This window comes from Enterococcus sp. PF1-24 (genome assembly GCF_029893325.1).
GTDB lineage: Bacteria > Bacillota > Bacilli > Lactobacillales > Enterococcaceae > HY326.
Map to the genome: position 1 here is coordinate 106,148 of NZ_JARXWL010000002.1, position 21,364 is coordinate 127,511.

Consider the following 21,364-nt stretch of genomic DNA (forward strand, 5'->3'; position numbering starts at 1 on the left):
GAATGGAACTAAAAGTAACAGGCAAACAGAAAGTAGGCAAACTTGAATTCACAGGCATTGAAGGAGGTTTTGGTAATGGCAAGCGAGCAATGCTAGTTAAGGAGATTGCGGGGGTTCATGGTAAGGAAGTAAAACACATCAACGAGCTAATAAATCGCAATCGAAAACGTTTCAAAGATGGCGTAGATATTTTAGATTTAAAAGTCATCGTTCAGGGCGATAACAATTCCGCGGTCGTTCGGAACGACAGCAAACTCGGTGGGTCTGAGCCACTGACTTTTGAAACGTTTGGTTTCAGTCAAAATCAGATTAATGCCGCTAATAATATCTATATCTTATCCGAACGAGGTTACAGCAAACTTTTAAAAATCCTTGAAGATGATTTAGCTTGGGAACTTTACGATCAATTAGTAGATGGTTATTTCAATATGCGACAATCGGTAAAACTTGGAACATCTGAGTATTTGAACCAAGAACGGCTAGAAATCATGAAGCAGAATGCCGCAACCAAGCACGGTGAACTGATTTATAAGATTGCCATGGAGATTGAAGACGAGGAAGAAAAACAGCGTTACTTAAAATCAGCCTTGCATTTAGTGTTGGATGAAGAACCGCCGGTGTTTAATGCTACGGAAATTGGTGAACGGTTAGGCGTGTCTAAAAATAAGGTTGGTCGGTTGGCCAATAAGTTAGGTTTGAAGTCTGACTATGAAAAAAATGAGTTCTCGAATATTTATGGCTGCTGGAAACAACAAGATGTGAATGGTGCGCCACGTTGGCAATGGTTTTACTTTGAAGCGGCAGTAGCGGAACTAGGAAAGGGGTTAGAAAAATGATTATCAAATTAGACACAACGAATTTTAAACGCCGGTTATGGCATCGTGCATTTGAACGACATCCGAATAGTAGCAAAGATCCAATTGATAAAATAAAGCAAAGTATTTTCTACGGTATGTTTTAGAGGTATGTTAAATTGAATAATTCCCAAACGTCAAAAAAAGGAGGTGAGAACATGGCAAAACTAAGCATTGATGAATTAGACCTATCACCAGCATTACGTGAGGTCATCAAAGAAACAGCCGCTAAAGAGGGAAGACAGCAAGCGATAACTTTTATCGAAGAATACAAAAAGAAGCTAGAACAGCCTGCAGTGATGAATTACACGCAAGCTGCTAAGTATCTTGGTACAAGTTACAATACCTTGACGAAAAAGCTCATCAAAAATGGACTAATCAAGGTAATTTTGGTTGATGGCTATGAGCGAATTAGCAAAGCTGAAGCAGATAGATTTTTAAAAGAGAATGCAAAATAAACCTAGCGTGGGGCAGGATATTCCAGTAATGGAGCACATAACAGTAAAGTCGCTAAAGTCAATTGTCAGTCGCATTAAGTCTAATTAGGAGGTATTAATCATGCAACGTTGTTTTAGAAGTATGTTATACGATTCCCACAAAAAAAGAAAAAGCCTTAACGATTCCACCGACCAAAGCGAACGTTAAAGGCACACAAAAAGGCTTGAAATAGCCATTTCTTTGTTCTTATTATAACACAAAAATTGATATTTGAAAACTGAATATAATGCATGCAGTTTATTTTTTAGAAAAAAGTGTTGACCTATGTTGCTACATGAGCTATTATTTATGTAGCAACATAGAAAGAGGTGAATAACTTTGATTGCTAAAAAAGAACGTCTAGCTGATAAGCCAAAAGATTATATGTTACGAGTAAGGGTTGACGATGAGTTGTTAACAAAGCTTGATATCATCGTAGCCAGAAATGACAGTAGTCGCTCTCATGTAGTACGTGAAGGGATTGAAAGGATTTATCAAGAATTAGACAAAAAAGAAACTCTATAATCGTTCTCCCCGTCGAAAGTTTGAACAACTATAGAGCCACCACCGTATAAACGGCATGTAAATATAATACCACTGCATGCCGTTATACGTCAATTCAGCTTATTTGCTGTGATTAAGTATAAGGGTATTTTTGTACCCTCAAATCGAATGAAATGGGGAATTAAATAATGAATGAATTACAAGAAAGTATTATCAGATATGCACAATCAACCAATGAACTGATGTCAGATTTGTTAAGTTCTCATGATGTGCTTAACAGAAAAGAACTAGGGATGAATGGCTATACATGTAAAGTTATTTTACCTAAAATTACAGAATTTCTATCAGATCAAGCAAAACTATTAGATGACTTTTATGTTTCGTTTGAAGAAGACGTGGAGGGCAATCATGAAAAATAAACCAATGGATAATTATGAAGTGGGTATAGAGTTAAACCAGATAAACAATTTGCTTTTTGTTTTTAGTGAATTACTTGAAGGAATCCAAGGGTCAGCGTTGGAGTATAGAGCAGTAAAAAATAATTCAAGCAAGTTGTTAGCTTATGAAACTGATAGATATATAGATCAATTAGTTACTTTGCAAGATGTCATAACAGATAAAGTAATTAGTTTAAAAAATAATCTTAGTGAACAGGAGGTATTGCAGAAATGATTTATATAGGAACTGTAAGACCTAGTTTGATGAATGAGCCTGTAGATGTGCCGCTATTGGACTTTTTCGGTAGTTATAATCCGCAAAAAATACTTGATGAAGAAGTTTTAACTAATACCAAAAAGATGGATGTATTAAAAACGAAGAAGTTAAAAGGTTTCATATCTGGAAATATGAAAGAATTGACTCGGAAAAATGAAAATCTATTATCTAGGGATTGTTTAGTATTGGATCTTGATGATGTAATTGTAACAGAAGGGGAGCTTGTAAAGTGGTTTAAAAGGGCATTAAGTGATGTTTCGTATATTGCCTATCCAAGTGTTAGCAATGGTGTGAAAGGCGTTAGATACCGCTTGATAGTACCGTTTAAAGGTTCTATAGAAAAGGAAGCAGATTACAAATTGTTGGTGGACTTTTTTACTAAACACATATGTAAAGAAATAAACGGTGTTCCAGATAGTAGCAACCGTACTTGGTCGCAAATTATGTTATTGCCTGTTATCACACCATACAATCCAGCAGAGACTATTTTAATTCATAAAGGTGAGAAAGTATTAAAGCTAGTAGAATTATTGGAAGGTGCTAAGAAATGGAAGGAAAATCAGAAGAATGTAGTGAGAAAGCCTGTTAATGGCAATGTTACTCGTTATCGTAACACAACAACAGAACTTCTTGAAAGCCTTGTTTTAGGTTGTGATGAGGGTGGCCGTAATAATCATATCGCAAAGATTACAGGCCAGTTATTAAGCCGAGCAGTGGATGTAGGAGCTGTTTTTGAGTTAGTAGAGTTTGCTAATAGTCATTTTAATCCACCGTTAGAACAAAAAGAATTAGAAGCAACGTTTTATAGTATCGCTAAAAGGGAGTTGAGTCAGTGAACGAACTAGAAGAATTACGAGAACTACAAGCAAAGAATACAATTAAACCTTTTCATATTAACGTTGCTATAGCAGAGTTGAAGGCAAAGCTTAATAGCATGACTGACAAAGAAGCAGCTATTCAATTAAGAGATGAAAAAGTTGAGGAGCTACAAAATACCACACCACCATGGTTTTGGATTGTATCGGGCAAAGAACTAGACATTATTCATGGCTTTAATCATGAAGAAATGGGAGATAGTATTATCCATGATTTTAATTTAGTAAGGTATCCTACGTTATTAGAAGGTGCTGTTTATGATCCTAAGAGAGGAGCATGGCGATATTTCGGGAAAAATGAAATGATTTCTTTTTCGGAAAATCAAACTTTGGTTACTTTGCAAAAATGGGGTTATTACGAACAAAAATTCATTGGAAGTGTGAGTCGTTATATAAAACAAAAAACATATGATCCAAATTATCCAATACTTACACCATTTGAGGAAAGTCGACCGGAGTTAGTAGTATTTAAAAATGGTACTTACAATATTTTAACTGGTGAACTAAGAAAAAATGCCCCGAATGATTATATTCTAATGGCATTTGATTATGAAATAGATATAAGTGGTAGAGAAACACCGGCTACTGATAAACTGTTTAGTGGTTTTCTTGGTGAAAGTGATTTATTTATGAAACAATTCATAGGGTATATGTTTTATCGAAGCCATGCACCAGCTCAAGATATGTTGTTTTTCTATGGAGAAGGCGGAGAAGGGAAATCAAGCTTTTTAAAATTGATAATTGAAAATTATATTACGAAACAAAATAGCTCGGCGGTAACACCGTATGAACTAGCCACGGATAAATTTTCAGTCGTGAGTTTACTTGGGAAGGCAGCTAATATTAACGGTGATTTAGAAAAAGCTTATATTGAGAACTCTGGTATTTTAAAACGTCTAACAGGCGGAGATAGATTAAAAGCAGAATATAAAGGGATTCAATCTTTTACTTTTGAAAACCATGCTAAACAGCTTTTTAGTTTAAATGAATTTTTTCACTTTAATGATTTATCTCAAGGGTTTGCGGATCGTTTAAATGTAATTCCAATAACCGTTGGAAATCAACGAGATAATGATGCTCCGTTTTGGAAACAGCAAGATATTAAAGCAATAGAAAAGGAAGCTCCAGCATTTGTTTATAAGTGTATCTGTGAATTTAGGAAGATATTTAATGGTACAAAGGCGACCTTTACAAAAAGTGCCATTATGGAAGAAGCTAAATGTGCTTGGTTGTTCGACAATGATCGTATTGGACAGTTTTTATTTGAAGCCACAGAACTTCACAAGGGAGATGATAGAGGGGAAATAGCTGCGACAGTTTATAAAGAATTGAAAACATTTCTTCAAATTAATGGTTTCAAAACAAGAAGTGCTCAAGAATTGACTAAATACCTTGATAAGAAAGGACACCCAAAGAGAAAATGTAGAAAGGGATATAATGATGGCGGCTCAAGTCAATGGCGTTATATAGGAGTTGAATTAAAACTAACTTTTTGCCATGAAGAATATCCATAAGGTACCTCTTTTGTTCCATAAAAATTCCATGTTTTGTTCAACTAAATTGCTTATATACCAATAGTTGTTCCGTAAGTTCCATATAATTTTAATTTTATAAAGAGATTAAAAATTAATATATAATATAAATATTTATATATAAGGTATAGAGCTATTTTATGGATTTTATGGAACAATTTGATTAGAACAAGGGGATTTTTATGGAACATTTTACAGAACATCCAGGTTGTTTTAATGGCACAACTTCAAATTTAGCAAACAAAAAAATGTATTCATAAAACATGGATACTGTCTTGGATATTTATGGATAACCACTAAAAAGGAGGATTTTTTTATGATTAGAAATGATATTGAACAGGTATTTTATCAGATTAAAGGCTTTGAACGACCTGCGGTAGCAAAACTTGGTGGAAAATTAGGGATGAACTTCAAAGAAATAACACTTATAGACTTTTCAGAAGAAACAAAAATATGTAGGTTCCATCACGAAGACGGATCAATGACAATTTTGGCTAATAGTGAATTTTTAATGTTGCATACAAAAAATATTATGGAGGGCTAGTTATGTTGAAAGTAAAAATGTTTGAAGGAATTAATGAGATATCAGATTTTGAAAAAAGACATGGTGCTATAACAATTGAAGAAAAAATAAATGATTTTCTGTCTAAGAATCCTAATATCGAGATTCAAAATATCCTACAATGTAGCAATCACTATGGTAGTGATGAGGCTTTTTCAAGTTATATAACTGTTTCGCTGCTTTATAGAACCTAATATTTTATAGCTATATACTAAAATGAACGATTTTCAAATTATAATTATATACAGAATGGAGAAAATAAAAATGGATAAACTTTATATTGATAAAAACAACAAAGCAATTACGATAGATTTACCGTTGTATGGTGAAGTAAGGTTGCTAGTAAAGGATGGAAAAGTTGTAAAATCAGAAACAATTACTGCAGAACTTTTAGAAGAAAATGCACCTAAAAAGGTAGTCTAAACACTATAGAAAAGTATAAAAATAGCGGTAATTGTGGTATAATAACGTTAGTTGAATAGTGGTAGTATCTTACTAGGAAGAACCAGAGGATACAAGTATTTTATTTCTTAATCGGAATAAAGACTTGTGTCCTCTTTTTGTTTAAAAGGAAGGAGTAAAAAATAGTTGGATCCATTTGATGAAATTGTCATAAAAAATTATTTATCCCTTTCTTTTATTATAAGTCGTTTAGAATATCGGAAAAAAATACTTAGAAGAGATTTCTATTTTCAAAACATGGCCACTCATATTGAATACAGAAAAGTCTATAACGATCAATTTGAAATGGTTACTAAAGGTTTTAGACCAGATAACGAAGTAGAAGAGCTATTGCTAAATCTCGATTCAATAGATAGGCGTATTCAACGATATGTTTTTAGGAAGAAACATTTTTCTCGATTCTTAGCAACTCTAACCACACAGGAGAGAAATTTTCTAGTAAGTTATCCGTTAACTAATTGTCCGGAATATCTAATTAAGAAAACTTTAGATGAAATCAATGAGATAGAAACAGCTTTATGTTTTAGAGAAGGGATTGAACCGGAAGAAACGGATTGTACTGATGATGTAGATAGTAATTTAGAAAGGATGTATGATTTTTTTGCGATATGACCATGTAAGACCATCCTATTATCTAAGGCAATGGCGATACTATGAAGAGGCTAGGGAGTATTTACCTAAAAGGTCAATAGAACAAGCTAAAGTATTTTTCAATGCTTTAAAGACGTTAACCGATGACGAGAGACAAGTTTTAATTGATAAGTATTATAAATCTGAAAAGCTTTGTAACTACAATTACGATTTAGGTTGCTATACTTCGCTTATACCTATAACTGATAGCGTGATAGCTGAGCAATACGGCATTTCTAAGAATGACTATATGAAAAAGAGAGCGAGTATCGAGGCTAAATTAGGGCGTGCAATGACGGAAAGCCAGCAACTAGTCAATGAAAAGCTAACTGAATTTAAACTAAAGATAGGTGATGGATTTTATTATGTGAGAGCACTAAAAAGGGAATATCTTTATTTTGATAGTTACGTGATTGGTAGTGTATTAGATGCAGCAGTCCTTACGTTGCCTAAAGACGAATACCTGGTAAATAAATTATTGGGCAATGGGTTTGAGAAAGAGCCGATTTAACAGTTTTTCCTATCTATAAGGATTGAATAAACATTTGTATGAATGAGGTGTTTTAGGGATATGTTTTTTAGACAAAGGTTAATAGGGCGATTAGAAAAGCTAGAAAATTCAATTGGTAATGATACGAATGGCGTTTTATTTATTGTTATGAATCCTGATGGTACTTTTGGTGAAGAAAGATTAACAGAATCAGAGCTTGAAGATTATGTAATAAGAAATAGATATGAGCTTGTGATTGCTGATGATATTTCTAAGACCGACGATTAACAAGAAAATTCAACAATTTATCAGAAAGGAGTAGATATTATGGCAGAAGAATTGAACATTAGACAGGAACGCTTTTTGAAAGCCTTGCTAACAGAATCATCAATTGAAAAAGCCTGTGTTGTGGCCAAGATTAATCGTACAACTGGTTATAAATACTTGAAAGATGAAAAGTTTTTGTTAGAGTACCGAGTGCTTAGACGTGAAGCCATGCAACAAGTTACTGCACGTTTGCAGAAGGTATCAGAAGAAGCGGTTAGTGTTTTACATGAGATTATGTTAGATCAAGATAATACGCCTAGTGCTCGTGTCCAAGCTGCTAAAAACATTTTAGATATTTCTTATCGTTCGTTAGAGTTAGACGATATTCAAGAACGAGTAGAACAGCTAGAGCAAAATATAAAGAAAGGCGATTAGAATAAAACAATTAGAAAGAGGGATATTGAAAATGAAAGAATTTAAGCAAGTGATTACAACGTATGGGAACTATTATCAAAAAAGAAAGGATATTGATCGAGAATTTAAAACCGGTATGGAAGCCGCTGAGGAATACAATGCCAAAATTAAATCAGATCGTCAAACAGAATTAATCACTAACCAACGTACAAACTCTGTAAGACTACGCCAACAATACAACGAACTTTTTGCTAATATTAAGGAAAGTGTGAAGGTTTTTGTAGCTGGCAAGTTTACCATGACTCTTAGTGCAGAAGATGAAGCAACGTTAAACAATTTAGAAAAAATTGATTTGTCAGATGCTGAAATAGAGCTACAGATAGATAAATATAAGGATAATCCATTGGTATTACGCCGACTATACGGTCTTTATGGCGGTGGAAATGATACTATCAAAAAAATGTTGTTGCTTAGTAGTGAGAAAGACTATAGCTATTACATGAAGGTGTATGATGATTTTGCAAACTTAGCAATTTCAGGAATGGATTCTTTAGATGCAGCTGACCCGATGCAAGTGGATCATGAATATTCAACAATCACAGCAGATTTAGTAATTAAGGCATTAGAAAATGAATTAACTACTATCGAGCAAGAATTTGTTCAATTGGAAAGTAACTAATAGAACTAAATAGCAATTTTCTCCCCTAATCAATCGACTAGGGGATTTTTTTTATTAGCTGAATCCAAAATTGGCTTGAGTTAAGTATTAAAAACTCGGAAAAAGATAATAGCATATATTGGGTGTGAAATAATTAACGCCCTATAGAAAGAGAATTTTTGTTATAATTAAGATAAATTTTTAATAAAAAGGAGAAATTTATGAATAATAAAAAGAAATATACACATGTAGAAGGTAATATAGATGAATTGGCAGAAGTTGTATACAAGCTTAATGTTAAATATATTGATACTAAACTAACAAAAAAAGATTCTTTAAAAGAAAAATTTAAGGATCCTAAAACCTATTTATTTTTGGTTTTGATGTTTGTTGTAACTTTTTTTATATCGTTAGCATATATAGCGGTTAATGAACTTAGCGAAATTGAATTTGGGTTTATGGTGAACTGGGTTCTTGCTTTTTTTGGAATAGCAATATTTTCTTTTTGTGGATTCATACTTACTATAAGATTTGAAACTGGGTTCATCTCATTTGTAAATTTAGTTATGCTTATTCCATTTATAAAATTATTTGGAACAAATACAACAAATTTTAATAAAGCTTATACTATAATATCAGTTCTCGCATTAGGATTTCTCGTAGCAATGGATAGTTTTATAATATGGAATTATCTTTTGAAAGCTATGAAGACAGCTAAAAACGAACTAACCAAAGACGATTATTTAAAACTTATTACACCGGTTATAACTTTTATCTTGGGTGTGATTACTAGCAAAATCTAAAATCGAAACATAATCTATAATGTTGTTAGCGATGTATTGTGAAAAAATAAAAAAAGGCGGTATTGGTATGGAGTTAACAGAAAACATTTTCAAATTAATAGGTGGAGCAAACTTAATAGCAATTATTGTAAAATGTGTCTACGATTTTTTTAATGTGAGAGCTTTAAAAAAAAGGGAAGCAGTTTATCAAAAAGATATTGAAAAATTAAAGGCAGTCTTATCAACAAAAACAACTGTTTCGAATATGCAATATCAAAAAGAATTTGATATTTATTTGGAATTATTTGCAAAAATGTCTGAAATGATTCGATTGACTTCTGAGCTAGTACAAGAAGGAAAGGAAAGCACAGGAAATCGTGAAGAGGACAATAAAGGATTTGCGCAGCGATATGAATTTTTTGCAAAAGCAAGAAATGAAATGATTGATACTAAAAGAAAATATTCTCCGTTCTATCAAAAAAATGTAAGTATAAAAATCTCAGAAGTTATTAATCTATGTGATAAAAGAGCAGATTGTTTTAAACAGTGGGTTGAGAATAACTATGTTTTTTCTAGTGGTAAAACATATGAAAAATTGCATAGATTGCTACCAAAGAAAATTACTATTAAAGAGCAAGAAATAGAAAAAGCAGTTAGAGAATATCTAGATAATTTAAGAATCAGTAACTGAAAAAATATTTATAAATTGAATTTGAGGTGATTGCAATGGGGAAAAAAGAAGTTCAAAGAGAAAAACAGAAAGCAAATAAAGAAAATAGAAAAACAGAAATGAAGAACAGTGATGAAAACCAGAAAGAAATCATAAATACTATAAATAAAATTTTAGAAAGTTTGAATAAAAAAGAAAAAATAACCATATTGAGTAAAGTAGGAATATTTTTTCGAGATTTCGCTATTCCAATTGCTAGTATTGTAGTTGCTGCTATTTTCGCTCTCAATGCAAATAGAATATCACAAGAAGGGCAGCCACTACGGGTAAATACGAGTTTTAATTTTTCTAGAAATGAAGAAAAAGAAGAAAAAAACGAATGGGTTTTCGACTTGAACGCAAATATAGAAATTGAAAGAGGTAAAATGCAAGTTGCATATTTTGCGTATTTTACCGAAAGCAATAAAATTAGTAGTTATGAAATTGAGAAAGCGGATTTTGAAAATGGTAAATATAATTTCACTCTGGCTGCGAACTACGAGAAAGTAGCAAATCCTAAATCTCAAATTATTGATTTCTTTCTAATATTTGTAGACGATCAAGATGACCTTCATTTTGAGTATGGAATAATTCCACCCATGTATATAACTTCACTATTAATTAAAGTAGTATCTGATGAAAAATATGTTGAAAAAGAAACTGAAAATGAATTTTTTAAACTAAGTAATGAAGATTTAGTTGGTAAAGCAGGAGCTACAAAAAAACTAAATGAGTTTAACTATAAACATGGCGGCAATTTAGATATGCCTGATGTGGAGGAAATAAAAGAAAAGATTTCTGTTTTAAGAGATGAAATATCTCAAGGATTGTTTTATGAAGAGAATTAGAGCAAACTCCAAATATCTTTTATAATATTCAAAATGATACTAACGCCCCACGTTAGACGAGAATTTTTTGAATGCCATATTGAATGCCATTTAGTTTAAAACTAGAGAGATTTAAAGAAATACAAATCAGCTAAAGATTTTATTTTTTATCATTTTATTAATTGCTGAAATGCTGAAAAACAGGTATTTTAGTCTAAGATGTACAGAAAATAAAAGATAAAAAGGACTTATAAACGTTGTTAAATCAATGAATAAGTGTATGTATCGACGCCACTAAAGAAGATAGATAAGAAGAATCGTGTGATTCAAATGATAGATGGCGCTGAAGTACTACTATCTGTTCGTGCCACGAAGCGATTGAAAATTTAAATGCCTAATATACTGTGTTAAGTAAAACTAAATCTTATAAGCTGATAACTACTTTATTTTTTTAGAAACAATATACAAATAAAAAAATAATTAATTACAGGGTAAGAAAGAAATAGGTGAGAAGTAAAATGAGTGAAATTCAACAATTGTGGGAAAAAGAATGTTTACCAACTAAAGACGGTATATATTTCAAGAATGGTCAGGCACAAGCTATGATTGTAAAATATTTTCCTAAGCCAAACATTGAATTTAAAGAATATTTTAATGATAGTGATTTTATCAAACAGTACTGTGGTGATGAAATTACAAATATAGATACTTTAGATAAGGTTATATTGAAGAATTTACGCGGAACTGTATATGTTGGTGAGGGCAGTTTTGGTTCTGAGGGTTTTATTTCCTATGTGGATAATGACGATAGCTTGACTTGGGTGTTTTATTTTGAAGAATCAAATCCATTTATCAAAGTAACTGAAGCATCAAACGGAAGCATAAATGTTATTTCTAGTGCAGGCTATTCACTGAATATTCCTATAAATGAGCCACAACGAATTAGTATATTGAATTTAGATTAGCGATAAGTAAATGTTATTAAAGTAAATAATAGCTTAATGCTCTTTAACGGTTTTTTTCTTACGTTTTTATAACTATTTTTATTGTGTTCGTCCTTTTAGACTAAAGATATAACTAAGTCTAAAAGGCGAACTAGCAAAATGAAAAATATTAAAATAAATGAAGCTTGTAATGCCAAAGGGTATCAAGAAAAATTTAATCAAGCCACTGCATTGCAGAGTTACAAGTTTTGAATCTTGACGAAATAGTCAGTTACGGAATGTGCCGTTTGCAGAGTGGTATTAGTTATAAATACTCTGTAGTTGTTATCGGCAAGTAATTTATTAAATGAACACCATTACAGTCAATATTGTTTTTCTTCTTCTGGAGAACAATATTGGCTTTGATTATTTTTGGATTGACCTGCATAAGGTAAACGATTATCTGTTAATTCAAAAGTAAAGCTTTCACGATTGACGTGACCAACTGAATAATCACTATCATATAGTTGTAGCAAAAGTTCAGCGATTTCTTTGCTAGTATGATATTTTTGAAAAGCTTGATCGTAATCATAAGTAGTAAGATTATTGGCAATCTGACCGAATTCAGTTTTGGTAGCAGCAGGTGCTAAGACTTTGGCTTTCATTTTTGCCCCAGTTTGAATTAACTCTTGCGCCAAACCTTCTGTAAAAGCACTAACGAAAAATTTTGTTCCACAGTAAACAACAGCAGTTGGAACAAGAGTATATCCACCAGCCGACGGGATATTAATTAATTGCGTACCAACTGTATCATTATATTTTTTAACAAATAGTGTTGAAAAAATAGTTAAGGCTTCAATGTTTAGCTGAAGCATGGCTTCGATTTTCGCCAACTGATTTGTACTAACATCCCCATACATACCAAAACCAGCGTTATTAATCCACGTTTCAAGTTCATATTTCTCTAAATCAGAAAATACTTGATAGACATTCTTCTTAATTGTTAAGTCAAATGGCAAAATAAGTACCTTAATATCAGCTTGATTTTGCAAAATTTCATCTTTTAATTGTTGAAGCTTATTTTTTTCTTTTAGCGATAAGAATTAAATTTTTTCGTCTTGCAGCAAATGCTTTCGCTGCTTCATAACCAATTCCAGAACTAGCGCCAGTGATAACGGTATATTTTTCTTTTGACATTGTGATTGCCTCCTAATTTATGGTTGGGATATATGTGATAGATTACATGCTGGAGTATACTCAATGTCAAGGAAGAAAATAAAAAATGAGCTGAAATCTTTTGATTTCAACTCATTTTTTTTCAGCTAACATCTCTTTATAAATCCTGATTTTCTTTTGAAGAAAATCAAGATGGTTATCAATTTCATTTTTCTGTTCAAGTAAAATTGTAGCTTGTTTTAATAGTAATTCTAAGCGCTCTGAGATAGTTTCATCACCTTGATAGCGTAATTGGGCGTAAACTTTGATGTCTTTCAATTTCATACCTGTCAATTTCAGTTTTTTGATAAAATCCATCCAAATAATATCTTGCTCCGTGAAAACTCTGCGATTGTTAGCATCACGCTTAGGAATAATCAGACTCTCTTTTTCGTAATAACGGAGCGTATCAATTGAAAAACCAGATAGTTCAGCAAATTTTCCGATGCTATAATTCATAATTTATCTCCTTAATGATTAATTATTAGATGCTAATTTATCATAACATTAAAAGCTAGTTTAAGATAAATAAAAATTAGTGATTTAATTTATTAGCTGAGCAGCTATTAAAGATGATTATTTCTTGATTTATAGATTAGAAACTATCTACTTTTTCTCATTTTTATGTTATAATTATTTAGAAATAGAAGATATTAGCAGGAAAAATTTCAGGTTTTGATTTTGGGGAAATTTTAAACTGGAAGTTGTTAATTATTGTTTATTGTTTATTAAAATTAGGCGGATTGTTGCTTGAAAAATAGAAAGCGTTTTTTTGAGTGGCATAGTCTGATTTTTGTACTCATTGAAAAATTAGCTGAGTAGAGAAAATTTAGCAATAGGAGATGACGGCAGTAACAATAGGGGACAGGTATAGCAAGTAATAAGTGTTTAAGTGTAAAAGAAATATAGGAAGAAATGGGGATTTCAAGGATGAAAAAAGAAACAAAAATGATATTAGGCTGTATGACTTTAGGGATGGTGTTGATTGGCGTGAATCAAGCAGTTGAAGCAACGAGTCAGGCACCAGTCGTAGAAATGCATCGCTTATACAATAAAAGCACTGGGGAACATTTCTATACTGCAAATGTAGCGGAAAAAAATAAATTGGTAGCAACTGGTTGGAAATATGAAGGTATTGGTTGGTATGCGCCTGCAACTGGGGATAAAGTTTATCGCCTATATAACGCTAACACTGGCGACCATCATTACACAACAAATTTAGAAGAGCGCAATGTTTTAATTGATAAAGGCTGGATTAATGAAGGGGTTGGCTGGTATTCTGACCCGCATAAAACAGTTCCATTATATCGTGCTTACAATCCTAACGCGAAAGCGAGTAGCCACAACTATACAACTAATAAGCTTGAACAAAAATACTTAGTAAAACTTGGATGGAAAGATGAAGGTTTTGCGTGGTATGGTATTGCTTTAGGAAATGTAGTTGAGGAAGAAAAACCTGAAGAGAGTACTGAGGATACAACTGAAGACTTTGTAGTAACAGAAGATAGTCAAACAGAAGTTACCAAGTAATTATTTTAAATTAATAAAAAAGTGTAACGCCTAAAAATTTTATTTTAGGCGTTTTTTCTATCTATGACAATAACAGAAAATCTTTAAGCGTTAGCTTTCTTTGTTAAAATGTCCGGGATAGATGTTTTTTTGTTATTTAATTTTGGTGATTGTTTGTGAAAAAAGTCATAAGTCGCAAAGTTTGATTGTCATTTTTTTAACGTGAGCATATAAGTTGCGTTGATTTATGATAAACTGCTATAATGATACTTTAGACAGTTGAAAAATCTATGAAATTAAGGTTGTACAATTGTGATTTTAGCTACAAAATCGATAGTTTTTCTCAAAAATTTTTCGTTTTCGATAAAAAAACGAATAAACAAAGGTAATTTTTTGCGGTATACTATTAGTGAAATAAGAAGCAATCAAGTTGTAAAAGTGAACGATTTCACGATTATTTAATTCGTGATTTTTATCATAAAAAATTTATAACTTTGCAAATTAACTTAGCCGTAAATATTGGTGGAACCTTTGCTAATATTTTCCGCTACCAAACACAGGAGGGAATTTCTTTGAAAACTGTAATTGTAGGAACCAACCATGCAGGTATTGCTGCAGCGAACACTTTGTTAGATAGCTATCCTGATCAGGAAGTTGTCATGATTGATCGTAATACGAACCTAAGTTACTTAGGTTGTGGAACTGCGCTTTGGGTAGGCCGTCAAATTGAAGGCTACGAAAATCTTTTCTATACTAATAAAGAAGCTTTTGAAGCAAAAGGTGCTAAAATTAGCATGGAAACTTCAGTAACAAAAGTCGACTTTGATAATAAAGTCCTTTATTGTGAGAAAAAAGATGGTTCAACTTTTACTGAATCATATGACAAATTAGTTTTAGCAACAGGTTCAGCACCAATTTCTCCAAATATTCCTGGTAAAGATTTAAAAGGGGTTAACTTCTTAAAATTATTCCAAGAAGGTTTAGAAGTTGATCGTCAAATCAGCGATCCAGCTGTGAAAAGTGTAGCGGTTATCGGTGCCGGCTATATCGGTGTAGAAATTGCCGAAGCAGCAAAACGCCGTGGTAAAGAAGTCCGTTTATTCGATGCAGAAACAACTTCATTAGCAAGCTACTACGATGAACATTTCTCTAAAGATATGGATAAAAATTTAGCAGAACATGGCATTGAATTGCATTTCGGTGAATTAGCAACAGCTTATAAAGGCGTTGACCATGTTGAAACTTTAGTTACTGATAAAGGGGAATACCCAGTTGATTTAGTAATCAATGCGATTGGTTTCGGTCCAAACAATCTTTTAGGTAAAGATCATTTGAAACTATTCAAAAATGGTGCTTACTTAGTTGACCGTCATCAACATACTAGTGACCCAGATGTTTATGCAGTAGGGGATTGCGCAACAGTTTACTCTAATGCTTTAAGAGAAGAAGCTTATATTGCTTTAGCAACTAACGCTGTTCGTTCAGGTATCGTAGCCGGTCATAATATTGGCGGCACACCATTAGAATCAATCGGTGTTCAAGGTTCAAACGGTATTTCAATTTTTGGATACAACATGGTTTCAACTGGTTTATCTGTAAAAGCAGCTGAAAAAAGCGGCATGAAAGTTAAATTTACAGACTACGAAGACTTACAAAGACCAGGCTTTATGAAAAATAATGCTAATGTTAAAATTCGGATTGTTTACGAAGAAAGTTCTCGCCGAGTTGTAGGTACACAAATTGCGTCTACAGAAGATATTTCAATGGGCATCCATATGTTCTCATTGGCAATTGAAGAAGGCGTAACGATTGATAAGTTGAAACTATTAGATATTTTCTTCTTACCACACTTCAATCAACCTTATAACTATATTACAATGGCAGCTTTAAGCGCTGAATAATAAGATAAAAAGAACCCCCTCAAGAATTTACTTGAGGGAGTTCTTTTCATTATTTACTGATTAGTTCATCTTTATAAAATACTAAATTTTCAGTGATTTCTTCTTTGTCAGCTTTATATTCGTACTGTAAAACTTTAACTTCAGAACCTAAGTCATTGTAGTTTTGTAAGTTAGCAATAGCTTTAATTTTGTCTTCTACTGCTTTATAGTTTTTATCACCTGATTCAAGGCCGTTTAATTCTCTCATAGAAGCATTAAACTCATCCAACAGAACCGTTGCGATTTCTTCTTGTTTAGAAAGAGTTTTACTAGGTTTACCTAAAACTTCAACCACTTTTTCTTCTTTCATACCTTCTTCAACTTTATCAAAAGAGGATGCTTCTAGTGAATTACCACTACAACCTGCCAATAATAAAAATAAGCTTAAGACAAATAAGGATACTGTTTTCTTCATCATAAATCTCCATTTCTTTAAATTGATTACTTATTATAAAAAGATTACCTCATTTATTGAAAAAAGGTAAATATTCTAGCTTAAAATAGTGATCAACAATTGCTAAAATCAGTTTAAAATTTGTAATCACACATTTTGAGCAACTAAACTTCATTATGAAATATTTTTCAAAGCGTGTCAATCTTATTTTTAGAAATCTGGCTAAGTTTTAAATATTTGGAACAACAGAAAGCCCTTTAATTTTAAAAAATCAAAAAAAAACAAAAATAATGAAAAAAATTTACTGGAATATCTTCTAAAATTGTTCAATATTTGATAGAATTAACTTGTGGTGTGTACTTATAAAATATCTTGGCTAATTGATTTATAAAATATCAAAATCAATGACTCAAAAGGTACTGAGTAAATGACCATTTAAAAGTGATTTTTAACATCATACAATAAAATTTAGTAAGGAAGTGTTATCATGAAATTGAAAAAGTTAGGTTTGTTATCATGTTCGGTATTACTACTTAGCGGCGCCTTTGCACCAAGTGTCGTTGCTTTGGCCAATGAACCATCAGCAGAAATTATGGCACAAAAAGATAATGAGGAACTTAATGAAGTCTTGAAAGGGTTTGAATCGAAAAAAATTATTGATAATTTTCTAGAAGAAGGATATTTAGAAAAAACTGATTCTGGAGAATTAGAAGTAACTGAAGCTTACGTTGCAGAAACCCAAAAAGAAATTGGTAATGATTTTGTTGTTAGTGCTGAAGGAAATATGTTATTAATAACACCAAAATCTGCGAGGGTAGCAGTTCCAGCTGGTGGCGTTACAGGGATTATTTTTGAAGGTACTGTAGTTAAACTTTATTTGAGTCAAAGCATATGTGATTTAATTCTTAATGGTTCAACAGGCTTGCTTAAAGGGTTAATTAAAACTATTGTTTCTTTGATTCCAGGCGCTGCTGGTATCGGTGAGATTACAGATGTGGTTATTGATTTTATAGTGAATTCAATTTTGACAATATTAGGTGCTACGGATATTAAGAATGGGATTGTAATTTCATTTGGAATTACAGCAACATTTCCATTTATAGTGTTTGATATCTCTAAACAGGAAAATGATTCAAGTGGTGGTGCTGAAGATGTTAAAGTTAGTAAATTGAAAATTCATCCCGATGCAAAAGAATTATTTGTAGATGAAGAATGGCAATTATTACCAGAATTTACTCCTTCAAATCCGTCAAATAGAGATTTGAAATGGTCAAGTAACAATGTAGATATTGTTACTGTTGATGCAAACACTGGTTTAATAAAAACTAAAAAAGCTGGAACAGCAGTTATTACTGCAGTGACTCAAGATGGTACAGCAATTGAAGCTAAAGCTACAATTACTGTGAAAAATAGAACAGTTCATGCAAATGATGTAACTGTGACTCCTTCTTATCGTGAGTTACCAATCGGTCAAACAGAAAAATTTGAAGCAACGGTAAGTCCTGAAGATGCAGCTAATAAAAATGTAAAATGGTCTTCTTCAGATGAAAAAATTGCTAAAGTAGATGAAACTGGTAAAGTGACTGCTATTGCTGAAGGAGTAGCAACTATCACAGTTACTACTGAAGATGGCGGTAAGACTGGTACTGCAGTTGTTAAAGTAGGTCCAAAAATTATCAGTGTTGAATCTATTAAGGTTACACCAAAAACAAAAGAAATGAAAATTGGTGATACTCAATTATTAGATGCAACAATTTCACCAGCTAATGCTTCAAACCAAACATATACATGGTCAAGTGATACACCTGAAGTAGCAACTGTTTCTTCAAAAGGTTTAGTTACCGCTAAAAAAGCTGGCTATGCTTTAATTACAGCAACTACTAAAGATGGTAATAAAATTGGCACTTGTATTGTTAATGTGAAAAAAGAAGAACCTGTAATTGAAAAATCAGTTGCAATGTTACGTATGTACAATCCAAACAGCGGCGAACATTTCTACACAGCTAACCCTGATGAGAAAAATGTTTTAGTTGATTATGGTTGGAGATATGAAGGTATTGGTTGGTATGCACCTGAAAAAGGCGCAGCCGTTTACCGGATGTACAATCCTAATTCTGGCGATCACCATTACACATTAAATGTTGTTGAAAGAGATAACTTAGTGTTTACTGGTTGGGAATATGAAGGAATCGGTTGGTACTCTGATGTTAATAAATCAGTAGCATTATACCGTTCTTACAATCCGAATGCTAAAACTGGGAACCACAACTACACAACTGTTCTTGATGAACACAAAAACCTACTTAACTTAGGTTGGAGAGACGAAGGAATCGGTTGGTATGGTGTGTAAACGCACCAAAATAATATTATAAAGATAGTATCTTTTCGGAGTGGAGAAATCCACTCCGTTTTTCTACATATATAAATGATTGCGAGGAAGATGAAATGAGCTTTGAAGAAATTTTACCAAAATTAAAACAAGGAGCAAAAATTATTCGTGAAGGTTGGGGTGGTTTTGAAATGTATGTGACTTTAGTTCAAGATGAAAACTATGATGGCTGTCCAGTGACACCTTACTTTTTGATTAAAACTGCTGATGAAGGTTTTTCAAGTTTTGCACCAACGGTTTGTGATATTTTAGCTGATGATTGGAAAGTAGTAGAATAATGAAGGAATTTGAAAATAAAGTCGTACTAGTAACGGGTGCAGCTTCAGGAATTGGTTATGCACAAGCAGAAGCCTTTTTGAAAGCTGGTGCCAAAGTGTTTGCAGTAGATATTCAAGCGGATTTTGGTGATTTAGGCAATGAATATTCAGAGAATTTTGCTACTTTTTCTGGTGATTTAAGTATTGCGGAAAATTGCCAGGCAGCAGTAAACATTTGTGAAAAAATTTTTGGCAAGGTGGAAATTTTACTGAATACAGCTGGTATTTTAGATGAGTATAAACCTTTAATAGAAACAGATGAGCAATTGTGGCATAAAATTCTATCAACTAATTTAGATAGTATGTTTTATTTAACCAAAGCGGTATTGCCGAATATGTTAGATAGAAAAGCTGGCACAATCATCAATATGGCTTCGATTGCTGGGTTAGTTGCTGGCGGTGGCGGTATTGCTTATACGACTGCCAAGCATGCGATTGCTGGTTTTACAAAACAGTTAGCGCTAGATTATGCGGCTGAAGGAATCCATGTTAACGGAATTGCCCCAGGCGCGATAAAAACACCAATGAATGCAGCTGATTTTGCTGGCGACGGAGCGATGGCTAAGTGGGTTGCTGAAGAGACGCCAGTGAAACGTTGGGCACAGCCACAAGAGGTTGCGGAGTTAACTTTATTTTTAGCTAGCGAAAAGTCTAGTTATTTACAGGGGAATATCGTGCCAATTGATGGTGGCTGGCTACTAAAATAAATTCTTGAAAAAATTTTTCTTTCTGTTATGCTTATTAACGGTGGTAAACCACCACTGCGGCACTTCAATCCTTTGGCCGCAGTTATGACCAAGACCCTGTCTTGCAAAGGAGAGAAAAAAATGAATAATCAAGAATCACGTTCAGTGACTCACTGGACAACAGCAGAAATCACCAAAATCGCCTTAGTAGCTAGTTTGTACGTTGCCTTAACTGTTTTATTGTCAGTTATTAGTTTTGGCGCGGTACAAATACGCTTGTCAGAAATGTTCAATTATTTGGCATTGTATAACAAGCGCTATGTATGGGCAGTAACCATCGGTGTATTGATTGCCAATCTGGCTTCCCCTAATGGTTTGATGGATGTAGTTGTCGGGAGTATCTGCACGTTTTTAGTGTTGCAATTTAGCCGCTGGGCAACAAAAAATATCCAGTCTTTAAAACTAAAAATGGTTTTGACCGCAATCATATTTGCAATTTCAATGTTTACGGTTGCCGGACAATTAAAAATATTATTTGATGCACCTTTTTTTGAGAACTGGTGGCTGATTGCTATTGGCGAATTACTTTCAATGACGATTGGTGGACTTATTATCTATTTTGTAGGAGAACGAATTGATTTAACTGAATAAATAAAATTTTGCTATAAGTAAATTAAAGGATTGTTATAGCAAATGAAATAGAAATTTAGCACAGCTAGCAGAAATTGTTAGCTGTGCTTTTTTATATCGATATATTATTATACTAGAAAAATAAAAAACATTTTTTTATTAAATAAATTTATTTTAACATATAAAATTAAGCAATATTAATCAGAATAGAGATGGGGGGTATCCCCATTAAATAACAAAATAATGCTAATTGTTTTGGATTATTATAACAATTTTGTTCTTATCTTTAAAAGTACTGTTTTTCCATTTGAAATAGCTTACAATAAAGAAAAAATAATAATTGCATAATAATCATAGGGAATGAGGTGAGAATCCTCAGCAGCCCCTTTCTACTGTATACGCAGACGAAATCAAAAATGCCACTTAACGGGAAGGCATGAGAGTAGGATGAAGCAAAGTCAGGATACCTAGATTAAAATGCGTATAGGAAATTGGATTGGGAAAATTTTTTATTGTAAATCATTGAACCCTAAAAGGTTTATTTTGAGATGCATAAATTCCTTAAATTCATTTTTGATGAGTTTGAGGAATTTTTTTATCGTTT

At 32.6% G+C, this 21,364-nt stretch carries 28 protein-coding genes, 1 pseudogene and 2 riboswitches; of the genes and pseudogenes, 26 read left to right on the forward strand and 3 right to left on the reverse strand.

The annotated features are described in order from the left end of the window. The first annotated feature begins 2 nt into the window (after positions 1-2). From M2139_RS01505 to M2139_RS01600, 20 genes are all read left to right on the forward strand, one after another. Positions 3-836, forward strand: coding sequence for an ORF6N domain-containing protein (locus M2139_RS01505; protein ID WP_280736975.1), 834 nt, complete (start codon positions 3-5; stop codon positions 834-836). Next, positions 833-961: a hypothetical protein gene (locus tag M2139_RS01510; protein ID WP_280736974.1), complete on the forward strand. Its 129-nt coding sequence runs from the start codon at positions 833-835 to the stop codon at positions 959-961. Before M2139_RS01505 ends, M2139_RS01510 begins: the two co-directional genes overlap by 4 nt. Positions 962-1,012: 51 nt before the next feature. Next, entirely contained in the window at positions 1,013-1,312 is a 300-nt protein-coding gene (locus M2139_RS01515; protein WP_280736973.1) for a DNA-binding protein, read from the forward strand. 358 nt (positions 1,313-1,670) lie between these two features. Beyond that, the gene (locus M2139_RS01520) at positions 1,671-1,856 is read left to right on the forward strand and encodes a CopG family transcriptional regulator (RefSeq protein WP_280736972.1); all 186 of its coding nucleotides are present in this window, start codon (positions 1,671-1,673) and stop codon (positions 1,854-1,856) included. Between the two features lie 167 nt (positions 1,857-2,023). Next, positions 2,024-2,254 carry a hypothetical protein gene (locus tag M2139_RS01525; protein WP_280736971.1) on the forward strand — a complete coding sequence of 77 codons (231 nt, stop codon included), beginning with the start codon at positions 2,024-2,026 and terminating at the stop codon, positions 2,252-2,254. Then, positions 2,244-2,507 carry a hypothetical protein gene (locus M2139_RS01530; protein WP_280736970.1) on the forward strand — a complete coding sequence of 88 codons (264 nt, stop codon included), beginning with the start codon at positions 2,244-2,246 and terminating at the stop codon, positions 2,505-2,507. The genes M2139_RS01525 and M2139_RS01530 overlap by 11 nt, the downstream gene beginning before the upstream one ends. After that, the gene (locus M2139_RS01535; protein ID WP_280736969.1) at positions 2,504-3,385 is read left to right on the forward strand and encodes a primase alpha helix C-terminal domain-containing protein; all 882 of its coding nucleotides are present in this window, start codon (positions 2,504-2,506) and stop codon (positions 3,383-3,385) included. Before M2139_RS01530 ends, M2139_RS01535 begins: the two co-directional genes overlap by 4 nt. Continuing rightward, the gene (locus M2139_RS01540) at positions 3,382-4,938 is read left to right on the forward strand and encodes a DUF5906 domain-containing protein (RefSeq protein ID WP_280736968.1); all 1,557 of its coding nucleotides are present in this window, start codon (positions 3,382-3,384) and stop codon (positions 4,936-4,938) included. Before M2139_RS01535 ends, M2139_RS01540 begins: the two co-directional genes overlap by 4 nt. A 334-nt stretch (positions 4,939-5,272) precedes the next feature. Beyond that, positions 5,273-5,500 (forward strand): hypothetical protein, encoded by a 228-nt coding sequence (locus tag M2139_RS01545; RefSeq protein ID WP_280736967.1) that lies wholly within the window; start codon positions 5,273-5,275, stop codon positions 5,498-5,500. Between the two features lie 2 nt (positions 5,501-5,502). Further along, on the forward strand, positions 5,503-5,712 hold the full coding sequence (locus M2139_RS01550) for a hypothetical protein (RefSeq protein ID WP_280736966.1): 210 nt from the start codon (positions 5,503-5,505) through the stop codon (positions 5,710-5,712). A gap of 70 nt (positions 5,713-5,782) precedes the next feature. Beyond that, the gene (locus M2139_RS01555) at positions 5,783-5,941 is read left to right on the forward strand and encodes a hypothetical protein (RefSeq protein WP_280736965.1); all 159 of its coding nucleotides are present in this window, start codon (positions 5,783-5,785) and stop codon (positions 5,939-5,941) included. 165 nt (positions 5,942-6,106) lie between these two features. Next, positions 6,107-6,592: a hypothetical protein gene (locus tag M2139_RS01560; protein ID WP_280736964.1), complete on the forward strand. Its 486-nt coding sequence runs from the start codon at positions 6,107-6,109 to the stop codon at positions 6,590-6,592. Then, complete coding sequence (locus M2139_RS01565; RefSeq protein WP_280736963.1) at positions 6,582-7,121, forward strand: hypothetical protein; 540 nt, start codon at positions 6,582-6,584, stop codon at positions 7,119-7,121. Before M2139_RS01560 ends, M2139_RS01565 begins: the two co-directional genes overlap by 11 nt. A 60-nt stretch (positions 7,122-7,181) precedes the next feature. Continuing rightward, entirely contained in the window at positions 7,182-7,388 is a 207-nt protein-coding gene (locus tag M2139_RS01570; RefSeq protein ID WP_280736962.1) for a hypothetical protein, read from the forward strand. Positions 7,389-7,427: 39 nt separating this feature from the next. Further along, entirely contained in the window at positions 7,428-7,802 is a 375-nt protein-coding gene (locus M2139_RS01575) for a phage replication protein (RefSeq protein WP_280736961.1), read from the forward strand. Positions 7,803-7,833: 31 nt separating this feature from the next. After that, on the forward strand, positions 7,834-8,460 hold the full coding sequence (locus M2139_RS01580) for a hypothetical protein (RefSeq protein WP_280736960.1): 627 nt from the start codon (positions 7,834-7,836) through the stop codon (positions 8,458-8,460). A gap of 200 nt (positions 8,461-8,660) precedes the next feature. Then, positions 8,661-9,242: a hypothetical protein gene (locus M2139_RS01585; RefSeq protein WP_280736959.1), complete on the forward strand. Its 582-nt coding sequence runs from the start codon at positions 8,661-8,663 to the stop codon at positions 9,240-9,242. 67 nt (positions 9,243-9,309) lie between these two features. Continuing rightward, positions 9,310-9,912, forward strand: coding sequence for a hypothetical protein (locus tag M2139_RS01590; RefSeq protein ID WP_280736958.1), 603 nt, complete (start codon positions 9,310-9,312; stop codon positions 9,910-9,912). Between the two features lie 35 nt (positions 9,913-9,947). Continuing rightward, positions 9,948-10,778, forward strand: coding sequence for a hypothetical protein (locus M2139_RS01595; RefSeq protein WP_280736957.1), 831 nt, complete (start codon positions 9,948-9,950; stop codon positions 10,776-10,778). A 497-nt stretch (positions 10,779-11,275) separates the two neighbouring features. Next, a complete protein-coding gene (locus M2139_RS01600) occupies positions 11,276-11,722 on the forward strand; it encodes a hypothetical protein (RefSeq protein WP_280736956.1) in 447 nt (148 codons plus the stop codon). A 341-nt stretch (positions 11,723-12,063) separates the two neighbouring features. Here the strand turns inward: M2139_RS01600 and M2139_RS01605 are convergent. Both M2139_RS01605 and M2139_RS01610 read right to left on the reverse strand, forming a co-directional pair. Further along, a pseudogene (locus M2139_RS01605) lies at positions 12,064-12,877 on the reverse strand (SDR family NAD(P)-dependent oxidoreductase). Between the two features lie 111 nt (positions 12,878-12,988). Next, positions 12,989-13,354 (reverse strand): MerR family transcriptional regulator, encoded by a 366-nt coding sequence (locus tag M2139_RS01610; RefSeq protein ID WP_280736955.1) that lies wholly within the window; start codon positions 13,352-13,354, stop codon positions 12,989-12,991. 471 nt (positions 13,355-13,825) lie between these two features. On the opposite strand from M2139_RS01610, the gene M2139_RS01615 reads away from it, so the two are divergent. Both M2139_RS01615 and M2139_RS01620 read left to right on the forward strand, forming a co-directional pair. Then, the gene (locus tag M2139_RS01615; protein ID WP_280736954.1) at positions 13,826-14,425 is read left to right on the forward strand and encodes a hypothetical protein; all 600 of its coding nucleotides are present in this window, start codon (positions 13,826-13,828) and stop codon (positions 14,423-14,425) included. Positions 14,426-14,970: 545 nt separating this feature from the next. Next, complete coding sequence (locus M2139_RS01620) at positions 14,971-16,305, forward strand: FAD-dependent oxidoreductase (protein ID WP_280737086.1); 1,335 nt, start codon at positions 14,971-14,973, stop codon at positions 16,303-16,305. Between the two features lie 49 nt (positions 16,306-16,354). Here M2139_RS01620 and M2139_RS01625 read toward each other — a convergent pair whose 3' ends face one another. Beyond that, the gene (locus M2139_RS01625; protein WP_280736953.1) at positions 16,355-16,759 is read right to left on the reverse strand and encodes a hypothetical protein; all 405 of its coding nucleotides are present in this window, start codon (positions 16,757-16,759) and stop codon (positions 16,355-16,357) included. Positions 16,760-17,225: 466 nt separating this feature from the next. Here M2139_RS01625 and M2139_RS01630 point away from each other — a divergent pair, with 466 nt between their 5' ends. The 4 genes from M2139_RS01630 to M2139_RS01645 all read left to right on the forward strand — a co-directional run bounded on the left by M2139_RS01630 (position 17,226) and on the right by M2139_RS01645 (position 20,781). Then, positions 17,226-19,088: an Ig-like domain-containing protein gene (locus M2139_RS01630; RefSeq protein WP_280736952.1), complete on the forward strand. Its 1,863-nt coding sequence runs from the start codon at positions 17,226-17,228 to the stop codon at positions 19,086-19,088. A 95-nt stretch (positions 19,089-19,183) separates the two neighbouring features. Beyond that, positions 19,184-19,405: a DUF2829 domain-containing protein gene (locus tag M2139_RS01635; protein ID WP_280736951.1), complete on the forward strand. Its 222-nt coding sequence runs from the start codon at positions 19,184-19,186 to the stop codon at positions 19,403-19,405. Then, entirely contained in the window at positions 19,405-20,151 is a 747-nt protein-coding gene (locus M2139_RS01640) for a 3-oxoacyl-ACP reductase (RefSeq protein WP_280736950.1), read from the forward strand. Before M2139_RS01635 ends, M2139_RS01640 begins: the two co-directional genes overlap by 1 nt. 21 nt (positions 20,152-20,172) lie before the next feature. Further along, a riboswitch (PreQ1 riboswitch) is annotated at positions 20,173-20,274 on the forward strand. After that, positions 20,272-20,781 (forward strand): QueT transporter family protein, encoded by a 510-nt coding sequence (locus M2139_RS01645; RefSeq protein ID WP_280736949.1) that lies wholly within the window; start codon positions 20,272-20,274, stop codon positions 20,779-20,781. (Overlaps the previous riboswitch by 3 nt.) A 301-nt stretch (positions 20,782-21,082) precedes the next feature. After that, positions 21,083-21,250: riboswitch (cobalamin riboswitch) on the forward strand. Positions 21,251-21,364 lie beyond the last annotated feature (114 nt).